The sequence below is a fragment of the Methylibium sp. genome (assembly GCF_013817365.1).
Classification (GTDB): Bacteria; Pseudomonadota; Gammaproteobacteria; order Burkholderiales; family Burkholderiaceae_C; genus Methylibium.
Genome location: NZ_JACDCU010000030.1, coordinates 1 through 16,630 on the forward strand (window position 1 = coordinate 1; position 16,630 = coordinate 16,630).

The 16,630-nt window shown below is 68.1% G+C and carries 20 protein-coding genes and 1 pseudogene; 9 read left to right on the plus strand and 12 right to left on the minus strand.

Going from position 1 to position 16,630, the window contains the following annotated elements; all coding sequences use genetic code 11:
• From H0W38_RS03715 to H0W38_RS03730, 4 genes are all read left to right on the plus strand, one after another.
• Positions 1 to 635 (plus strand): beta-ketoacyl synthase chain length factor (locus tag H0W38_RS03715; protein ID WP_292451328.1); only part of this gene is annotated, 635 nt, incomplete at its 5' end.
• Positions 632 to 1,168 (plus strand): hydroxymyristoyl-ACP dehydratase, encoded by a 537-nt coding sequence (locus H0W38_RS03720; protein ID WP_292451330.1) that lies wholly within the window; start codon positions 632 to 634, stop codon positions 1,166 to 1,168. The genes H0W38_RS03715 and H0W38_RS03720, both read left to right, overlap by 4 nt.
• A 103-nt stretch (positions 1,169 to 1,271) precedes the next feature.
• Positions 1,272 to 2,003, plus strand: coding sequence for a 3-oxoacyl-ACP reductase FabG (fabG, locus tag H0W38_RS03725; RefSeq protein WP_292451332.1), 732 nt, complete (start codon positions 1,272 to 1,274; stop codon positions 2,001 to 2,003).
• 36 nt (positions 2,004 to 2,039) lie between these two features.
• The gene (locus tag H0W38_RS03730; protein ID WP_292451333.1) at positions 2,040 to 2,603 is read left to right on the plus strand and encodes a sugar O-acetyltransferase; all 564 of its coding nucleotides are present in this window, start codon (positions 2,040 to 2,042) and stop codon (positions 2,601 to 2,603) included.
• A gap of 38 nt (positions 2,604 to 2,641) precedes the next feature.
• On the opposite strand, the gene H0W38_RS03735 is transcribed toward H0W38_RS03730, so the two are convergent.
• Entirely contained in the window at positions 2,642 to 3,277 is a 636-nt protein-coding gene (locus tag H0W38_RS03735) for a hypothetical protein (protein WP_292451335.1), read from the minus strand.
• Positions 3,278 to 3,290: 13 nt separating this feature from the next.
• Positions 3,291 to 3,413: a hypothetical protein gene (locus H0W38_RS03740; protein ID WP_292451336.1), complete on the minus strand. Its 123-nt coding sequence runs from the start codon at positions 3,411 to 3,413 to the stop codon at positions 3,291 to 3,293.
• Positions 3,414 to 3,454: 41 nt separating this feature from the next.
• On the opposite strand from H0W38_RS03740, the gene H0W38_RS03745 reads away from it, so the two are divergent.
• Complete coding sequence (locus H0W38_RS03745; protein ID WP_292451337.1) at positions 3,455 to 5,422, plus strand: gamma-glutamyltransferase family protein; 1,968 nt, start codon at positions 3,455 to 3,457, stop codon at positions 5,420 to 5,422.
• Positions 5,423 to 5,888: 466 nt separating this feature from the next.
• Positions 5,889 to 6,218 carry a hypothetical protein gene (locus H0W38_RS03750; protein WP_292451339.1) on the plus strand — a complete coding sequence of 110 codons (330 nt, stop codon included), beginning with the start codon at positions 5,889 to 5,891 and terminating at the stop codon, positions 6,216 to 6,218.
• A gap of 22 nt (positions 6,219 to 6,240) precedes the next feature.
• Here the strand turns inward: H0W38_RS03750 and H0W38_RS03755 are convergent, their stop codons facing one another.
• From H0W38_RS03755 to H0W38_RS03780, 6 genes are read right to left on the minus strand one after another with little or no spacing between them, the layout of a single operon-like run.
• Complete coding sequence (locus H0W38_RS03755; protein ID WP_292451340.1) at positions 6,241 to 7,023, minus strand: glycosyltransferase family 2 protein; 783 nt, start codon at positions 7,021 to 7,023, stop codon at positions 6,241 to 6,243.
• A 5-nt stretch (positions 7,024 to 7,028) separates the two neighbouring features.
• Positions 7,029 to 7,763 carry a lysophospholipid acyltransferase family protein gene (locus tag H0W38_RS03760; protein WP_292451342.1) on the minus strand — a complete coding sequence of 245 codons (735 nt, stop codon included), beginning with the start codon at positions 7,761 to 7,763 and terminating at the stop codon, positions 7,029 to 7,031.
• A gap of 21 nt (positions 7,764 to 7,784) precedes the next feature.
• Positions 7,785 to 8,606, minus strand: coding sequence for a MipA/OmpV family protein (locus tag H0W38_RS03765; RefSeq protein ID WP_292451344.1), 822 nt, complete (start codon positions 8,604 to 8,606; stop codon positions 7,785 to 7,787).
• Positions 8,603 to 9,826, minus strand: coding sequence for a Rid family hydrolase (locus H0W38_RS03770; RefSeq protein ID WP_292451345.1), 1,224 nt, complete (start codon positions 9,824 to 9,826; stop codon positions 8,603 to 8,605). Before H0W38_RS03770 ends, H0W38_RS03765 begins: the two co-directional genes overlap by 4 nt.
• Complete coding sequence (locus H0W38_RS03775; protein WP_292451346.1) at positions 9,823 to 11,199, minus strand: NAD(P)/FAD-dependent oxidoreductase; 1,377 nt, start codon at positions 11,197 to 11,199, stop codon at positions 9,823 to 9,825. The genes H0W38_RS03770 and H0W38_RS03775 overlap by 4 nt, the downstream gene beginning before the upstream one ends.
• Positions 11,196 to 11,978 (minus strand): class I SAM-dependent methyltransferase, encoded by a 783-nt coding sequence (locus tag H0W38_RS03780; RefSeq protein WP_292451347.1) that lies wholly within the window; start codon positions 11,976 to 11,978, stop codon positions 11,196 to 11,198. The genes H0W38_RS03775 and H0W38_RS03780 overlap by 4 nt, the downstream gene beginning before the upstream one ends.
• Positions 11,979 to 12,160: 182 nt before the next feature.
• On the opposite strand from H0W38_RS03780, the gene H0W38_RS03785 reads away from it, so the two are divergent.
• The 3 genes and pseudogenes from H0W38_RS03785 to H0W38_RS03795 all read left to right on the plus strand — a co-directional run.
• Positions 12,161 to 12,763 carry an efflux RND transporter periplasmic adaptor subunit gene (locus H0W38_RS03785; protein WP_292451349.1) on the plus strand — a complete coding sequence of 201 codons (603 nt, stop codon included), beginning with the start codon at positions 12,161 to 12,163 and terminating at the stop codon, positions 12,761 to 12,763.
• Complete coding sequence (locus H0W38_RS03790; RefSeq protein WP_367161574.1) at positions 12,760 to 13,053, plus strand: efflux RND transporter periplasmic adaptor subunit; 294 nt, start codon at positions 12,760 to 12,762, stop codon at positions 13,051 to 13,053. The genes H0W38_RS03785 and H0W38_RS03790 overlap by 4 nt, the downstream gene beginning before the upstream one ends.
• Positions 13,047 to 13,427: pseudogene (locus H0W38_RS03795) on the plus strand (efflux RND transporter permease subunit); the annotation flags it as partial. The gene H0W38_RS03790 and the pseudogene H0W38_RS03795, both read left to right, overlap by 7 nt.
• A 33-nt stretch (positions 13,428 to 13,460) precedes the next feature.
• Here H0W38_RS03795 and H0W38_RS03800 read toward each other — a convergent pair.
• The 4 genes from H0W38_RS03800 to H0W38_RS03815 all read right to left on the minus strand — a co-directional run.
• A complete protein-coding gene (locus tag H0W38_RS03800) occupies positions 13,461 to 14,108 on the minus strand; it encodes a hypothetical protein (protein WP_292451352.1) in 648 nt (215 codons plus the stop codon).
• A gap of 211 nt (positions 14,109 to 14,319) precedes the next feature.
• Positions 14,320 to 15,468 carry a hypothetical protein gene (locus H0W38_RS03805; protein WP_292451354.1) on the minus strand — a complete coding sequence of 383 codons (1,149 nt, stop codon included), beginning with the start codon at positions 15,466 to 15,468 and terminating at the stop codon, positions 14,320 to 14,322.
• Positions 15,469 to 15,587: 119 nt separating this feature from the next.
• Positions 15,588 to 16,094 carry a DUF1499 domain-containing protein gene (locus tag H0W38_RS03810; protein ID WP_292451356.1) on the minus strand — a complete coding sequence of 169 codons (507 nt, stop codon included), beginning with the start codon at positions 16,092 to 16,094 and terminating at the stop codon, positions 15,588 to 15,590.
• Positions 16,095 to 16,116: 22 nt separating this feature from the next.
• A partial coding sequence (locus H0W38_RS03815; RefSeq protein WP_292451357.1) for a helicase HerA-like domain-containing protein occupies positions 16,117 to 16,630 on the minus strand: 514 nt, incomplete at its 5' end.

The window sequence follows — 16,630 nt, forward strand, 5'->3', positions numbered from 1 at the left end:
AGCTCACGCTGGCGGTGGCCGAACAGGCGTGTGCACAGGCCGGCGTCGATCCACACGAGCTTGCCACGGTGTTCACCTCGTCGAGCGGCGACGCGGCCAACTGCCATGCGCTGTGCGAGGCGCTCGCTGCGGCCGAGCGCATCGTGTCCCCGACGCGCTTCACCAACTCGGTCCACAACGCCGCCGCCGGCTATTGGCACATCGCCACGGCGTCGCGCGCGCCTTCTACCAGCCTGTGCGGGCACGACGCCAGTTTCGCGGCGGGGCTGCTCGAGGCGGCGGTGCAGTGCGTGGCGTGGCAGCGGCCCGTGCTGCTCGTGGCGGGCGACGTGCCTTATCCGGAACCCTTGCAGAGGGTGCGGCCGTTGCCCGACGCTTTCGCGCTGGCGCTGCTGCTCGCGCCGCCATCGGGAGCGCCGGCCTCGGCGCAGTTGAGCTTGCGGTTCGGGTCCGATCCGCAGGGACACGCACAGGGCGACGAGCGCTTCGATGCGCTGCGCCTCGGCGTGCCTGCCGCCCGCGGCTTGCCGCTGCTCCAGGCGCTGGCGCGTCGCGAGTCGGCGACGCTGCGGCTCGATGATCTTGCGCACTGTCCCTTCAGCATCGACCTTGTTTTCCGGGAGACAACGCCATGAACGCGCTCGGAGCTCGGGACGATCCGCCGGTTGTCGTTGTCGGCTCCGACGTTGTCCATCCACCCCCGACCGGTCTGGACCATGCCGGCATCGCCGCGCGCATCCCTCACGCCGGCCGCATGTGCCTGCTCGATCGGCTCGAAGCCTGGTCGGACACGCGCATCCGCTGCAGTGCGACAAGCCATGCCGATGCCGGCAACCCGCTGCGCAGTGCCAGCGGCCTGCTCGCGCCCTGCGCGATCGAATACGCGGCGCAGGCGATGGCGCTGCACGGCGCGCTGCTCGCCACGCCCGCAACGCAGCCGTCGCCCGGCTACCTGGTCAGCGTGCGCAGCGTCCAGTGCCACGTGCTGCGACTGGACGACGTCGACGGCGCGCTGCAGATCGAGGCCGAGCGGCTGGCTGGCGATGGCGGGCAGCTGCTCTATCGCTTCAGCGTTGACGACGAGCGCGGCAAGGTGCTTGTCGAGGGCCGCGCCGCGGTGGTGCTCAATGCGCCGCTGGCGGTGATGGGCGAGGGCGGGGCGCCATGAGCCTGCCGCCGAGCTGCCTCGAGGCGGGCCGCGCCCGGGGCGCGACAGTGAAGGCGCTCTTCGAGGTCTCGGCGGGCCGGTGCGCAGCGCCTTGGGGGTCATCATGAGCCTCGCTGGCAAGCGCGCCCTGGTCACCGGTGCGAGCGGCGTGCTCGGTGCGGCCATTGCGCGGCGCCTCGCACGCGACGGCGCCGTGCTGCTGCTGCACGCCAACTCGCGACCCGAAGCGGTCGAGGAACTCGCGCTGTCGATTCGCGCCGAGGGCGGCGAGGCCGAGCCGTTTGTGTTCGACCTCACCGACGCCGATGCGACGCGCGCGGCCTGCGACGCAATGCTCCTCGGCGGGCCGGTCCAGATCATCGTCAACAACGCGGGCGTGCACGACGACGCGGTGTTCCCCGGCCTGCGCGCCGAACAGTGGCACCGCGTCATCGACGTATCGCTGCACGGCTTCTTCCACGTGACGCAGCCGCTGCTGTTGCCGATGCTGCGCACGCGGTGGGGTCGCGTCATCAATCTCTCGTCTGTGGCGGCGCTGATGGGCAACCGCGGGCAGGTCAACTATGCCGCCGCCAAGGGCGCGCTCAACAGCGCCACCAAGGCGCTCGCGCTGGAAGTGGCGAGCCGCGGGGTCACCGTCAATGCCATCGCGCCGGGCATCATCGAATCCAAGATGGCGAACGCCGCGTTCGATGCCGCCGCCATTGCGCACCTGGTGCCCTGCAAGCGCGCCGGCACGCCCGAGGAAGTGGCTGCGTTGGCCGCGTTCCTGGCCAGCGAAGACGCGGCGTACATCACGGGACAGGTCATCTCCATCAACGGCGGCATGGCCTGAGCCGCGGCGCCGGGCCGACGCAATACAGGAGCAGTCATGGCGAGTTTCACGGGGCAGAAAGCGAAGATGCTCGCCGGCGAGCTGTACCAGGCGAGCGATCCCGAATTGCAGGCCGCGCATCTTCGCGCGCAGGCCCTTCTCGCAAGGTTCAACGCCACGCCGGCAGATGCGGACGAGCAACGGCAAAGTCTGCTGACCGCACTGTTCGCTCGCCTCGGCGAAGGCACGGTCATCAAGCCCTTGCTGCGTTGCGACTACGGCTCCAACATTGCCGTCGGGGCACGCAGTTTCATGAACTTCGATTGCGTAATGCTCGATTGCAACCTCATCACGATCGGCGACGACGTGCAGTTCGGCCCCGGCGTGCACATCTACACGGCGGGCCACCCGCTCGAGGCGGCATTGCGGCGATCCGGCGCCGAATTCGCGCTGCCGGTGAGCATCGAAGACGGCGTGTGGCTGGGCGGCGGCGTCATCGTCTGTCCGGGCGTGCGCATCGGCGAAAACACCGTCGTGGGTGCCGGCAGCGTCGTGACGCGGGATCTGCCGGCCGGCGTGGTCGCGGCCGGCAACCCGTGCCGGGTTCTGCGGTCTCTGTGAAGCCGCGGCGCTGACGCGACACTTGGCGGCGGGAGTGCCTAGTCGCGCGTCTGCACGCTGACCACCTTGCCGCTGGAAGCCTCGAAAACGCAGCGGTACGTGAAGGGCGCCGGGTTCATGCCGACGACCCGCTCCAGGCTGCCTTGCCCTTCCAGGCTCGTGCGGGCGTTCGATGCGCGACGAAGACTTCTCGAATCCGACTGGAAGCGGATGGCTCCCGCGGGCGGGTACTGGTCCTTCAGCGCAGCAGCAGCAGCGGCTTCGCAGGCTTCGGGCGAAACATGCGTCAGGTCCGGCTCCCAGGGTTTCTCCGCAGCGACCGCAGGCGCTTCGTTCTCGCGCAACACGACGCCACTCGCCTTGCCGGTCTGCACGTCGTAGGAGCAGGTGTAGTTGAAAGGCTGCGACGCGCCGGCACGGGCTCGGTACTGGCCTTGGCCGGCCAGGGTGATGTTGTCGCCGGCCGTGGGCGGGACCACTCGTTTCGCGGCGACGAATTGCACCTCGTGTGCCGCCTTGCCGCGCATGTCTTGCAGGGTGTCGGCCACGGCGGTCTCGCAGGCAACGGCTGCGGTGTTGCTGCCGGGCGGCGTCGTGGTGGCCGTGGCGGCGCTCGCGGCGCAGGTTGCGAACAGCAGCCCCGCAAGGCCCGTGAATCGAAGCATGGTTTTCATGGATGTTCGACCTTCACTCGGGAGTGAGCGAGACGATGGTGTCGTGAACCGGCGGGTGTTGCAAGGCCGTCCATCGGGTGAACGCGGGGGGTGGCGCATCGCCCAGCGATTGCTGACGCACAGACTTCGACTTCACGGCGTTCATGATCCATTGCCGCGTCCCGATGCACAAGGCCCATGCAGCCGCTCGCCCACACTCGCCTCGCCGCCGCCGCCTTGTTCGGTGCACTGCTTGTCTTCACCGCCTGTAGCGGCATCGGCGGGGACGGCGACGCATCAGCCACAGCCCGTCAGGCGATCACCGACGACGGCTCGACGGTGATCCTCGGCTCCGGCCTGCCGAGTGAGCCGGCCGCGCCCGAGTTGGCCTCGGGCTACGAAGTCGGCAAGGAGCTCGTCTACGCCCGCAACTACATGGTGGTCACCGCCAATCCGCTGGCCAGCCAGGCGGGTTGCGAAGTTTTGGCAGACGGGGGCAGCGCGGTCGATGCGGCGGTGGCCGTGCAGGCGGTGCTCGGGCTCGTGGAGCCGCAATCGAGCGGCCTGGGCGGCGGCGCCTTCCTGATCCACTACGACGCCGACTCGGGCGAAGTGCAGGCCTACGACGGCCGTGAAACCGCACCGGCCGGCGCCACGGCCGATTACCTGCGCTATGTCGGTCCCACCGACCAGACCGAACCCTTGCCGAGCACGCGTGCCAGCGGCCGCTCGATCGGCACGCCGGGAACCGTGCGCATGCTCGAGCTGGCGCACCAGGACCATGGCGACACGGAATGGGAGCCGCTGTTCGATGCCGGGATCCGGCTGGCAACCGAGGGCTTCCCGATCAGCGGCCGGCTCGCAGGTGCCATCGAGGGCGCGCAAGAGCGGTTCCTGATCGATGAAGACACCGCCGCGCTCTACCTCAACGCCGACGGAAGTCCCAAGGCGCTCGGCACCGAACTCACGGTGCCCGCCTATGCCGAGACTCTGAAAACCATCGCCTCCGGAGGCGCCGATGCCTTCTACACCGGCGAGATCGCGCAGGATATCGCCGAGGAGATCGGCCGGACCGAAAGCGCCGAAGACGGCTCGCCGGTCACCCCCGGCGCGACCACGCTCGCCGATCTGGCCGCCTACGAAGCCAAGCGCCGCGACGCGGTATGCACCACTTACCGCGCTTACTGGGTCTGCGGCATGCCGCCGCCGTCTTCGGGCGGCATCACGGTGGCGTCCATGCTCGGCATCCTGGAGAACTTCGACCTGAGCCTGTACCCGCCGACGCAGATCGACGGCGAGGGCGGCAAGCCCGCCGTGTTTGCCGTGCACCTGGTCAGCGAGGCCGGGCGCCTGGCTTATGCCGACCGCAACAAGTACATCGGCGACACCGACTACGTGCCCTTGCCCGGAAGCGGCCTGCAGACTCTGCTCAACAAGCCTTATCTGCAGAGCCGGGCCGCACTCGTCAGCAACACGGTGAGCATGCGCACAGCCCAGCCCGGCAACCTGGGCGCCGTGCGTTTGGGCACCGACACCACGCCTGAGAGCGGCACCAGCCATGTCACCATCGTCGACCGCAACGGCAACGTGGTGGTGATGACCACCACCGTGGAAAGCGGCTTCGGCGCCTGGCGCATGGCGCGCGGCTTCATCCTCAACAACGAGCTGACCGATTTCTCGGCAGCACCTTCCGATGCCGACGGCCCCATCGCCAACCGCGTGGCGCCCGGCAAGCGGCCGCGCAGCTCGATGGCGCCGACGCTGGTGTTCCGCCAGGCGGATGACGGCAGCCGCGGCGACTTCCTCATGGGCACCGGCTCGCCCGGCGGCAGCACCATCATCCAGTACGTGGTCAAGACGGTGGTCGGCGTGCTCGACTGGGGGCTCGATGCGCAGCAGGCGACTTCGCTGGTGAACTTCGGCGCGCAGAACAGCCCGACCACGATCGTCGGCGTCGAGCATCCGAACGTCGATGAAACCGACGACGGTGCCAACGACCCCCTGGTCACGGGCCTGCGCTCGCTGGGCCATACCGTGTCGGTCAATCAGCAGTCGAGCGGTGTGGGCACGGTCATCGTGAGCGAAGACGACGGCGAGCCCGTGCTCACGGGCGGTGCCGACCCGCGCCGCGAAGGGATCGTGCTGGGCGATACCTTCGTGCCTTGAGCGGCTCTGAAAGCGAAGGCACGGCCGCTTTCGGCTGGCACGCGGACATGTCGGGCCGCTGAGTAGTGCGCGTGACGGCGCTCTCGTCCTCAGAGTCGCTGATACACCGCTATCTCCACCAAGACGCTGCTTGGACAGCCGCGCGCCGCGGTGGACAGAGGCGATTGCGACTGCGAGTCAGCGTTAATCGTGTCCAACTTGTGGTTGCGAGCCAATGCGAATCGACGCTCGAGGCGTTTTGTCGAAGTACGACCCTAGCATCCACGCAGCGCCGGCTGGCAGCGTGACTACAAGTAAAACGACGGGGGAAAGTTCGATGAGGCGATATCTTGGAGCTTGTGCAGTTGTTATTTGTGCCCTGTTAACGGGTTGCGCAACATCGAAAGATGTGCAGATGACGAGCACGTCGATACCGGCGAGTTTGCGGACTGCGACGCTGGTTCCGTCTGACGGTAATTCAGCAGAAATGGACGACGCTTTGAAAGCGGCCTTTGCGCAGCAAGGTGTGACTGTGACGCCTGTCGTAGCCGCGCCGGCAGGGTCTTCTGCGCCAACGACCGATCTCACCGTCAAGTACACCGACTATTGGCACTGGGACCTCGTCATGTACCTTCGCAAACTCGAGATCTCGCTGTGGGACCCGCGAGCGGGCACCATGATGGTTCAGGGTCGCTGGGAAAACTCTCCGCTGCACGAATTCCCAAACGCCGCATTGGTCACCAAAGAACTGGTCGACGAAATCTTCATCCGCTTGAAAGCGGTTGCGCGGCCTGTCGCAAGCGCGACGGGGAACTGAGCGACGAAGAAGCGCAGGCGGGCTAGCGCTGAAAAGGCGGGCGTCGCGTCCTGCGGCGCCACGCCAGCACCGGCAGGCGCAGCACGAATTCGAGCATCAGCCGCGTGTGCATCCACGTCAGCAGCAGGTTGTCGCGGCCGTAGCGGAAGTGCGAGATGCCGCCTTCCTCCGGCCGCAGGTACTTCACCGGCGCATCGTGGTTGATCGGCTTGACGCCGCGCCATGCCAGGCGCACGACGGCCTCGGTGTCGAAGTCGAAGCGGCGCATCCACGGCTGGCTCGACATCACGGCCACGAGTTGGGCGATCGGGTACACGCGAAAGCCGTAGAGCGAATCGCCGATGCCGGCGCCGAGCGTCTCCAGTTGGGTCCATGCGTTCGACACGCGACGCCCGCGCACGCGCAGCAGCGGCGCACTGGCGTCGAAGATCGGGCGGCCGAGCACCATCGCTTCGGGCCGCTCGCAAGAGGTCTGCATGAACGCGGGGATCAGCCCGGCCGGATGCTGCCCGTCGGCGTCCATCGTCAATGCATGTGTGTAGCCGTCAGCCCGCGCGGTGCGCAGGCCATGCAGAACGGCCGCGCCCTTGCCCTGATTGCGCGGCAACACCTCGACGCGCAGGCCGGGGTCGGCTGCGGCGAGCCGCTGCAGCCGCTCGGCCGTGCCGTCGGTGCTGCCATCGACGACCACCCACACCGGTTCCCATTGCGTGCGAGCGGCGCGCACCGTCTCGAACACCGTCTCGCCGGTGTTGTAGCTGGGGATCAGCACCAGATGCGTCGTCGAAGCGCGTGCTTCGGCCATCGCTTTCAGTGCCGCGTTGCGGTGCGCGGCTTCACGCCCGCGGCGACGGAGCGCTCGATCTCCTCGAGCAGCGCGCTCGCGTCATCGGCCGGCGCGAAGCGCTCGCCCAGACGCACGCTGAAGGCGATCGGCAGCGGCGGCAGCTTCCACAGCGGCCAGCCCTTGCCGAGGTAGGGCGAGTCGGTGTCGATGAACACAGTCTGGATCGGTGCCGCGGCCAGCTTGGCGATGAGGGTCACGCCGGGGCGAAACGGATTGATCGGCGCCTGGGTCGTGCGCGTGCCTTCGGGAAAAACGACGAGCTGCCCGCCGCGCCTGAGGTCCTCGACGGCGAGGCGAACCATGCTGCGCGTCGAGTCGTTGCGGATGTAGCGCGCCAGCCGCGCGCCGGCGCCGAGAAAGGGGTTGTGCATCAGGCTCGCCTTCATGATGCAGGCGCTCTTCGGCAGCCGCGCCACGAGCAGCAGCGCATCGAGCAGGCTGGGGTGATTGGCCACGATGATGAGGCGCGGCTCGTCGCGCAGCGCATCGAGCGCGCTCGCGTCCAGGCGCAGCATGCCGAGCGGCGCGACCACCGACCAGTAGAACCGGTAGCCGTAGGCGATGCCGGCTCGGCCGACCGCCAGCCCGCACTCGTGCGGCAGCAGCGGATGAAGCAGCAGGGCGACCAGGTTCCACGCCAGCGACATCAGGCCGAGCAGCAGCAGTTGTGCAAGCAGCAATAGCGCGAGCGGCAACATGATCACGCCTCGCATTGCCCGTTACTCGCCTTCCACGGTGACCGTGCGCGACGACGTGCCCAGCACCCACGCGTAGGCAATGCCGAACGAGAAATGGTTCTCGCGGCGCACCAGCGGGCTCGGCGCGAAGCGCGCGCCGTCGAGGCTGTCGTAGCGCACGAACAGGGCCGCCCAGCTGCGCTTGAGACGCCGCGACATCGCCGCGGTGGCTTGTGCGCCGGCGAAGCCGCCGCTCGCGCGGTAGGCCGGCCGCCCGGCGGTCGCCTCGTCCGACGGCACGTCGTAGAAGTAGCCGTGGTAGTCGCGGCTGCCGAACACCGGGCCGGCATGCAGGCCGAGGTTCCAGCCGTGCAGGCGCGTCAGGTCGAGATTGAGGTTGGGCGTGGACACCCAGCCGATCACGCGCGCGTTCGATTCCAACGTGACGGCCGCACGCACCGGCACGCGCAGGTCGAGCTTCCACCCAGCGTCGCGGGCCAGCGTCCAGTTGAGGTTGGGGCCGAGCTCGAAGGTCGGTGCCAGGTCGTCCATGCCGCGGCGCGCGTCGTTGTCGTCACTGCGCGTGGGCACGCCGGCGCCCAGGCTCAGGTCGAAATCGAAGCGGTCGGATTCGTAGAGCACCGCGCGAGCGCCGTCGCGGTCGGCCTTGAAGATCCGGCCGCGATAGACGACGTAGGGCAGCGGCACCAGCCACGAATGGCTCTGGTCGGAGCCGCGGTAGTGCGGCAGCCGCAGGCCGGCTGCGCCGATGCCCAGTTCCCACAGCGGGCGCTCGGCGGCGGCGGCCGGCAGTGCGAGCGCAGCCGTCAGTGCCAGCAGCGGGGCGATCCACCGGGGAGTCATGCCGGCACCTCGCGCGAGCCAACAGCCTGCCCGAGCTCCGAGGTTGGCAAGGCCGGTGCGGCGTGTGCAACCGGCAGAACCCGAGCGGCCTGCGGAACCCGCGGCTGCGTCGCCTGCGGCGTCGCCGTGGACGGCGCGGCGTGTTCGGTCCGTGCGACGGCGCGCGATGTCTCGGATCCCGGCGCGTCGGTTTCGTGCGGCACGCCGGCGGCGAACGCGTGGGCCTCGATCTCCACCAGCAGGTCCGCGCGGCAGATGTCGGCCTCCAGACAGACGGCCGAGCGCGCTGCCCGCGAGTCGATGCCGAGCACGGCCTCGATCACGGCGCGCACGCGCGGCGCGTCGCCGGCGCGGCGAACATAGACGGTGCAGTCGAGCGCCGGCAGGGCGAAGCGGGCGCTGCCGCGGGCGTGCGCTGCATCGAGCACCGCTTGCAGGTTGGCCAGCGTCTCTCGCACCTGCGCCTCGACATCGCCGAGATGCCGGCTCGCATGGCCGACGATGCTGGCCGTGCCGGAGATGAGCAGCGCGCTGCGGCCGGCGCCCGCATCGACCAGCGCGGCGCGCGAAAAGCTCGGGCTGCGCGGCCCGTACGCGCCGGGGTAGCGGTAGGCAGGCACCTGCCGCGGGTTTTCGAGCGCCAGCGGCGCACGCCGGCCGGCCAGGAAGCGCACGCAGAACGGCCCTTCGCGGGTGCCGAGCGCGCAGGCGGCGGGTGCGCCTTCGAACGCACGCTGTCCGGCGTCTAGAAAGGCTTGCTGGCGCGCGATGTTGAACTGCCGGTAGCGTTCCAGGCCGCCGCTTTGGCCGTTGATGCCCGGCACATAGTTCCACAGACGCAGCAGGTGCAGGCAACCGGTGTGGCGCAAGGTGGCGAATATGTCGCGGTAGGCGCGCTCGGTCAACTCGGCGAGGCTGTGGCCTTGCTGCGCTTCGTCGAGTTCGATCGCACCGAAGAGCCAATGACCATCGTGCTGCCAGCGCACATCACCGCAGCGGCCGGTGGCGAGCGGCGCGGCGCCGTACCACGCGTCGATCCGCGCGCCGCCGGCGTCCAGGCGGCGTGCCGCCACGACGTCGGGCGCAATAGCCGACGAATCCGCTACGCCGCCATAGGCCAGACCGCCCAGGGGCGGCGAGTCCGACGCCGCCTGCGTGCGCCACGCCTCAGGCGAGAGGCGCTGTACCCGCAAGCCGGGCACGGGCGTTCCGGCCGTCATCCTCCGGACGCCTCGATCACGGTTTCACCCTTCAGCGGCCCCATGTCGCGGATGTTGTGGCGGCGGCGGCGCCAGCCGGCAAGGGTGCGCCCCAGGCTGCGCAGCGAGATGCCGTAGTAGATGCCCTTGAACGCCCACATCGACAACCGGCGCGCGGCGCTGCTGACGTACAAGTCGCCGGCCAGCAGCGAGAGCAGCGACTCCTTCACGCGCAGCGGATTGGCCGGGTACATGAACATCTCGCGGATGGTCGGATTGGTGGAGCGGTAAATGAACCACGAGAAGGCGCGGGGGCCGCGCTTCATCGTCTTGTCGAAACGTTCGAGCGCCCGCGACGCTGCCGCCGGCCGGTCCAGGCAGGTCGCCACCACGTCGGCGCCGTCGAAGGCGCTGTGCATGGCGAGGTACACGCCCGAGGAGAACATCGGGTCGATGAAGGTGAAGGCGTCGCCGAGCATCAGGTAGCGTTCGCCGCTGCAGTGGCTGGCGCGATAGGAATAGTTGCCGGTGGCATGCACCTTGTCATCCACCAGCGTGGCGTGCTCCAGGCGGCGCGCCACCTCCGGGCACAGCGCGATGGTGTCGCGGAAGAACGCCTCGACGGGCTTGCTGCGCGACTTCAGGTAGTAGGGCCAACACACCGCGCCCACGCTCGTCGTGCCGTCGGCCAGCGGGATGAACCAGAACCAGCCGTGCTCGAACCAGGCGATGCTGATGTTGCCTTCCTTCTTGCCGGGCAGCCGCTCGGCGCCGGTGAAGTGGCCGAACAGCGCAGAGCTGTTGTGCGCCGCGCTTTTTTCCTTGCAGCGCAGCTTGTTGGCCAGGAAGGTGTCGCGGCCGGACGCGTCGACCACGAAGCGGGCGCGCCAGCTTCTGGACGCGCCGTCGTCCAGCAGGGCCTTCACGTCGGCGCCGTCCGCATCGAAGGCCACCTCGCGCACACGGCAGCCTTCCAGCGTGCGCGCGCCGCACTTGGCGGCATGGCGAAACAGCAACTCGTCGAGCTCGGAGCGGCGCACTTGCCAGGCGTAGGGCATCGACTTGTCCCAGGCCTCGGAGAACTCCAGGTAGCTGCGGTGCTCGTGCTCCGTCGAGACGAACTCGATGCCCCACTTGGGCATGCCGATCGCCTCGACCTGCTCGCGCACGCCGAGCCTCTCGAACAAGGCGACGTTGGCCGGCAGCAGCGACTCGCCGATGTGAAAGCGCGGGTGTTGCGCCTTTTCGATCAGCACGACATCGCGGCCCTGCTGCGCGAGCAGGGCGGCGATGGTGGAGCCGGCCGGCCCGCCGCCGATGACGAGCACGTCGCAGCGCTCTTGCGCTGCTGCCGGGCGGGTGGGTAAGGCGAGGGTGTTGTCGCGGGCGTTCATGCAGGCTTGACGGCGGTGTATTCGGAGAAGATGCCCAGCTCGACGTGGCGCTGCACGTCCTGGAAACCGGCGGCGCGCAGCGCGGCCATCACCGCCTCGGGGGCGATGCAGGCCTCGATCGTGTCCCAGTAGTAGCGCCACAGCTCGGCGCTGCCCTTGCGACGCCCGACCACACTGGCGATCAACGGCACCACAGCGCGCATGTAGCCCTTGAGCAGCGCGGTGGGCACGGCGCCGTTCGGGCGCGTGATCTCCAGGACCAGCAGCCGTCCGCCTGGGCGCAACACCCGATTGAACTCCGCGAAGGCCGCCCCCACGTCGGCAATGTGACGCAGCGCGTAGCCCATGCTGAGGAAGTCGCTGGTCGCGTCCGCACGCGGCAGGGCCTCGGCCCGCCCGCGCAGTAGTTCCAGGCCGGGCAGCTTCACTTCGCTCATCATCCCGGGGCTGGGATCGACGCCGACCAACCGACCGCTGCTCCCGATCAGGCCGAGCGCCTCGCGCGCCACCAGTCCTGTGCCGATGCCGACGTCGAGCACTTGCGCGCCGGGCCGCAGTCCCGCGCGCTGCAGCGCCTTGCGGCGGTACCAGGGCCCCGAGCCGAGCGCGAGAATGCGCTCGATGCGCTCGTAATCCGGCGCGGTGTCGTCGAAGATCCGCTGGAGAAACTGCTGGTGCTCGTTCTCGTTGCCGTAGTAGTCGGTGAGCGGCGCATGCGGTGCGAGCGGGGGTGAAAGCGGGTCGGCTCGGGCGGGCTCGGAAGCAAGGCTGCGGGTCATGCGGGATTATGGCAAGCGCCTTGCGCCCGGCGAGGCTTCGCGCGTGCAGCGCGCCGCAGCGTGAGAAGGCGCACGCTGTTATTGCCCGTCGCTTTACGGATGTTCACATTGCTTCATACGAGGCTCAGCCGCAGATGGCACCGTCAGTGCACTTTCCGAGAAGAACCGGGTCGAAGCTTGCGATGAAAAAATCCTTGAACCACGCCGCGCTGGGGCTGCTGCTCGCGGGCGCGGCCGGTGCGGCGTGGTATTTCCTGGCCTCGCCCGGCGCGCCGGCGGCCGGTGCTGCCGCAGCGCGGGCCGAGGCGCCGGTGGCCGTGAGCACGGTGCCGGCCCGGCAGGAGGACTTCCCCCTGCAGCTCGCCGCCAACGGCACCGTGACCGCACTCAACCGCGTGGAGATCCATCCGCAGGTCAGCGCGGCCATCGCCGAAGTGCATGTCACGGAGGGCCAGCCGGTCAAGGCCGGGCAGCTCCTGTTCACGCTCGACAGCCGCTCCGCCACCGTGCGCGTGGCCCAGGCCCAGGCCGAACTGCAGCGCAACCAGGCCACCCTCGGCGATGCCGAGCGCCAGCTCTCGCGCAGCCGCGATCTGCTGCGCCAGGAGTTCGTGTCGCAAAGCGCGGTCGATACCAACCTGAGTCTGGCCGCGGCACAGCGCGCCCTGGTGGCGGCCAATCGCGCGGCGATCCGGGCCGCACAGGTCGAGCTGAGCTACAGCCGTACACCGCGCCGAGCGCCGGACGCGCCGGCGCCATCGGGGTGTATGCCGGCAGCTATGTGACGCCCGCTTCCGAGCCGCTGGTCACCATCACCCAGCTCGATCCGATCGCGGTCGCCTTCGAAGTGCCGCAACGGCACCTTGGCGACCTGCTGCTCAGCCTGAGAAGCGGCAGCGGCCGCGTCACCGCGCAGTTGCCGCACGGTCCGGGCGGCGGCACGGCGCTCGAAGGCAAGCTGGAATTCGTCGACAGTGCCATTGACGCCGCGTCGGGCTCGGTGCGGGCCAAGGCGCAGTTCGCGAACCCGAAGCAGTTGCTCTGGCCGGGCGCTTACTGTTGGGCCAGGATCTGACGCTGATCGCGACGATCGGCATCCTGCTCTTGATCGGCATCGTGAAGAAAAACGCGATCATGATGATCGACTTCGCGCTCGACGCGCAGCGCACTCAGGGCATCGCGCCCGCCGCCGCGATCCGCGAGGCCTGCCTGCGGCGCTTTCGGCCGATCATGATGACGACTCTCGCTGCGCTCATGGGCGCGCTGCCCATCGCCATGGGCCTGGGGGCCGGCGCCGAATTGAGGCAGCCGCTCGGCCTGGCGGTCGTGGGCGGTCTGATCTTCTCGCAGGCGATCACGCTGTACATCACGCCGGTGATCTACCTCTATCTCGACCGCTACAGCGGCAAGGGCCCGATCACCCGGCCGGTGGCGGCCGAGGCGGCATGAGCGATTGACGATAGTCTGATCGCCGTCGCTCAATCAGGCTGTCGCGCGAGGTACGACCTGCTCGGGATGAAGCGAATCGTTGGCCGCTCGCGACCGCGATGCCTCACTGACCGGCACGAGCCAACTCAGAGCCAGGCGGTAGTGATAACCGCACCAGGCGGCAATTCCCAGGAATTTTGGTGCGTCTTCGGCGAAGTAGCGCCAGGAGCTCTTGCCGAGCAGGCCACGATCGTTGATCTGATCGACGAGCAAGGACGCGAACAGGCAGGCCAGGGCAAACAGCATCAAACCCCACTCGCCAGCAAGAATCTGTTGCCCGAAACGCCAGAAATACGCGAGCACCGCGGCAGCCAAAAGCACGATGACGACCGATTCGCCGAAGCCGAGATAGCGCCGGGCAAGGTCGTCATGGACCATGAACAGGTCATCCAGAAGCAAAACCCCGGTGCACAGCGTGGCCGCTCGCAGATGCCGGACTCCTTCAGTCACGCGCTGCTCGCGCCGCGCCAGCGCATGGCTTCCGAAAGCGCAAACTGTCGCGCTGGTGCACCACAACAAGATGCCGAGGTTGGAGACAACGCCCCACAGAGGGTGCTGCACAGCCAGATCGGCCGGGTCGCGGGTGAAACGCTCGATGGGAATAGCCGCGAATGCGCTTACGAACACCACGGCCAGAAGCACGAAGACAGGCGCGGCAACGAACGCCAGAAGATGACGGCTGTCGCGCTGAGAAAGGGACGGCATCGCGAGCTCTCGTGATTGAATAGACCCAATCCAGTGTCACGGTTCTGTCATCGATCCACAACCGCGCCGCCACTCGCATCGGGGTCATTCGAATGCGGTTTGTGCGATGCGCCGTACAGACGAAACAGAGGGGGTGTCGTTCGGCGCGTCACGCAGGCGTTCGCAGCCGAGTCAGCCGCTTCATCGACTCCTTGGTCTTCCAGGCCGCACCATAGAGCCGTGAATAGGCATCGCGCGGGAAACCGACCCGCTGAGCGAACTCCACGATCTCGCGCGAGAAAGGATCGGTGGCGTTGAACACGCGGCCGAGGTAGCCGCTGCGCACCTTTTGGTAAGCGGCCAGATCGAATACCCGTTCATACCGCTGTAGCTCGCCGGCGATCTCCAGCGTGAGCAGCGTGCGTTTGCATTTCGGGCACGACCCGCAGTTCTTCTCGGTCCAGGTTCTGTTGCAGACATCCAGGAAATCATAGGAGTCGGTCAGCTCGGCGACCTTCAGCGTCTTCTCGACCCGGGAGTATTCGCTGCCGACCGAGAAGCATTCGGTGCTTTCGGTGGAAAGCATCGGCAGGGAGATGAGATCGCTCGGCGCCGTGTCGTGGTGGCGCGATACCGCAACGTCGCGAAAGTTGTGCGCGGAGGCGTACATGAAACGCCGGATGCCGGCGCCGAACAGCAAGGGCACAGCGGCATTGCGCAGCGTATGCGTCTGCTGGAAGTTCAAGCGGCCTCCATAGAACGTATCGAGATTGCTGTTGACGTCTATCAGTGGCAGGCCGAGGCGTTCGGTCAAGGGCAACAAGCGCTCGTATCGGCGCCTGAAGGTCGCTTCACCGCCCGCGTCGTGCGAGCCGACGTTGTTGCAGAGCAGGTGCGTGATCCGGAAGCCCTCCGGTACCTTCGCGTAGTGGTGATCCGCCAAGACGCAGAACGAATCGATGCCGCCAGAAAAGCCCGTCGCCACGCCGCTCGCCCCCGTTCGTTCAAATACGAGTTCGTTGGGACGAATGTCGATCTTTTTCAGGAAGGGCATGACTTCCAGCAGAAGATCCTGGAGGCCCCGAAGGCTGTAATAAAGCTTTTCGGAAACCGACCCGTCCAAGCTTATCGGCTCGGCGTCGATCATGGCCGGTATAAGAAGCGCGACGAGCTGGCTGTCCGACGAATCTGCGAGCAAATCCCGAAATCGCTCGGGAGCAGAGAACCACAGCGTTTTGGCAACGTGGTCCGAGACGATGTCTGTTTCAAGGACGGCTTGGCCGTCAGCAAGGCGAAGCCTGGGTTTTCCAATGCGCATTGCGGTGAGTTTGCCTTCGTGTTGCGCGCGCTGTCACGAATCGCTGCACGCTGTGTATCTTGGAATACGAAGCGGCTGGGAAATCGAGTGACGCTCCCGCTCCACCGAGCGCCCGCGCATCAGTCCGGCTTCGGGCCCAAACCCAGATAGCGCGCGCGAATTTCGTCGATGCGTTCGCGGTTCACGCCGAAGTCGCGCCTTCCCAGCCGGGATGCCGAGCGCAGGTGAATCACGCCGTCGACCGGATCGACCCAGAACTCGAGGTCGTCGACGAAGCCCAGCCACCGGGTTCGCGCCTCGGCGCGCAGGTAGTCCGGCGCAGCCAGCACGATGCGCACGCCCTCCGTCGCTTCGAGCACCGATCGCAGTCGCGTGATCGACGCGTCGGCTTTCCCGCGCAAAGGCAGGGGGTTGATGCGCGCGCTGGCCGGTGGCCTGCTTTCAGCGTGCAGTCTGGCCTGACTGCTCACGCTGTTTTCGGTAGCCGAAGGCGGCTTGAACCGGCCGTCGTGCACGCCGAGGTCGGTCGGCGGCGTGCCCGAGAACACGCCGAGGCGTCCGGCCCCCAGCAGGGCCAGCACCAGCGCGATCACGATGGCGGCGGCGATCAGCCAGCCCCGCCTCATGGCTGCCGAACCCGGCTTGCCTTCAACGCCGCCGCTTTCCCATGCCGCCGAGCAGCGAGCCGAGCACGCCGCGGATGATCTCGCGGCCGACGGTGCTGCCCATCGTGCGCACGGCCGACTTGGCCATCGACTCGGCCAGCCCCTCGCGTTTGCCGCCGCGCGGCCCGGTCGAGCCGAACAGGATGCCGCCCAGGCCGCCGAGCACGCCGCCGGCACCGTCGCCGGCCGCAGCGGCGGTGCCGCCCGGTCCCCCGCCGGCTTGCTGGGCCGCATCGGCGCTGGCGGCGGCGCGTTGCGCCAGCTTCTCGTAGGCCGATTCGCGGTCTTCCGTTTTTTCGTACACGCCTGCGATTAGCGATCCGGCCATCAACGACTTTCGCTGCTCGGGCGTGATCGGGCCGATCTGGCTGCCCGGCGGGATGCAATAGACGCGCTGCGTGATGCCCGGGCGGCCTTTCTCGTCGAGCAAGCTGATCAGCGCCTCGCCGACCGCCAGCTCGGTGATGGCGGCACCGATGTCCAGCCCCGGATTCGGG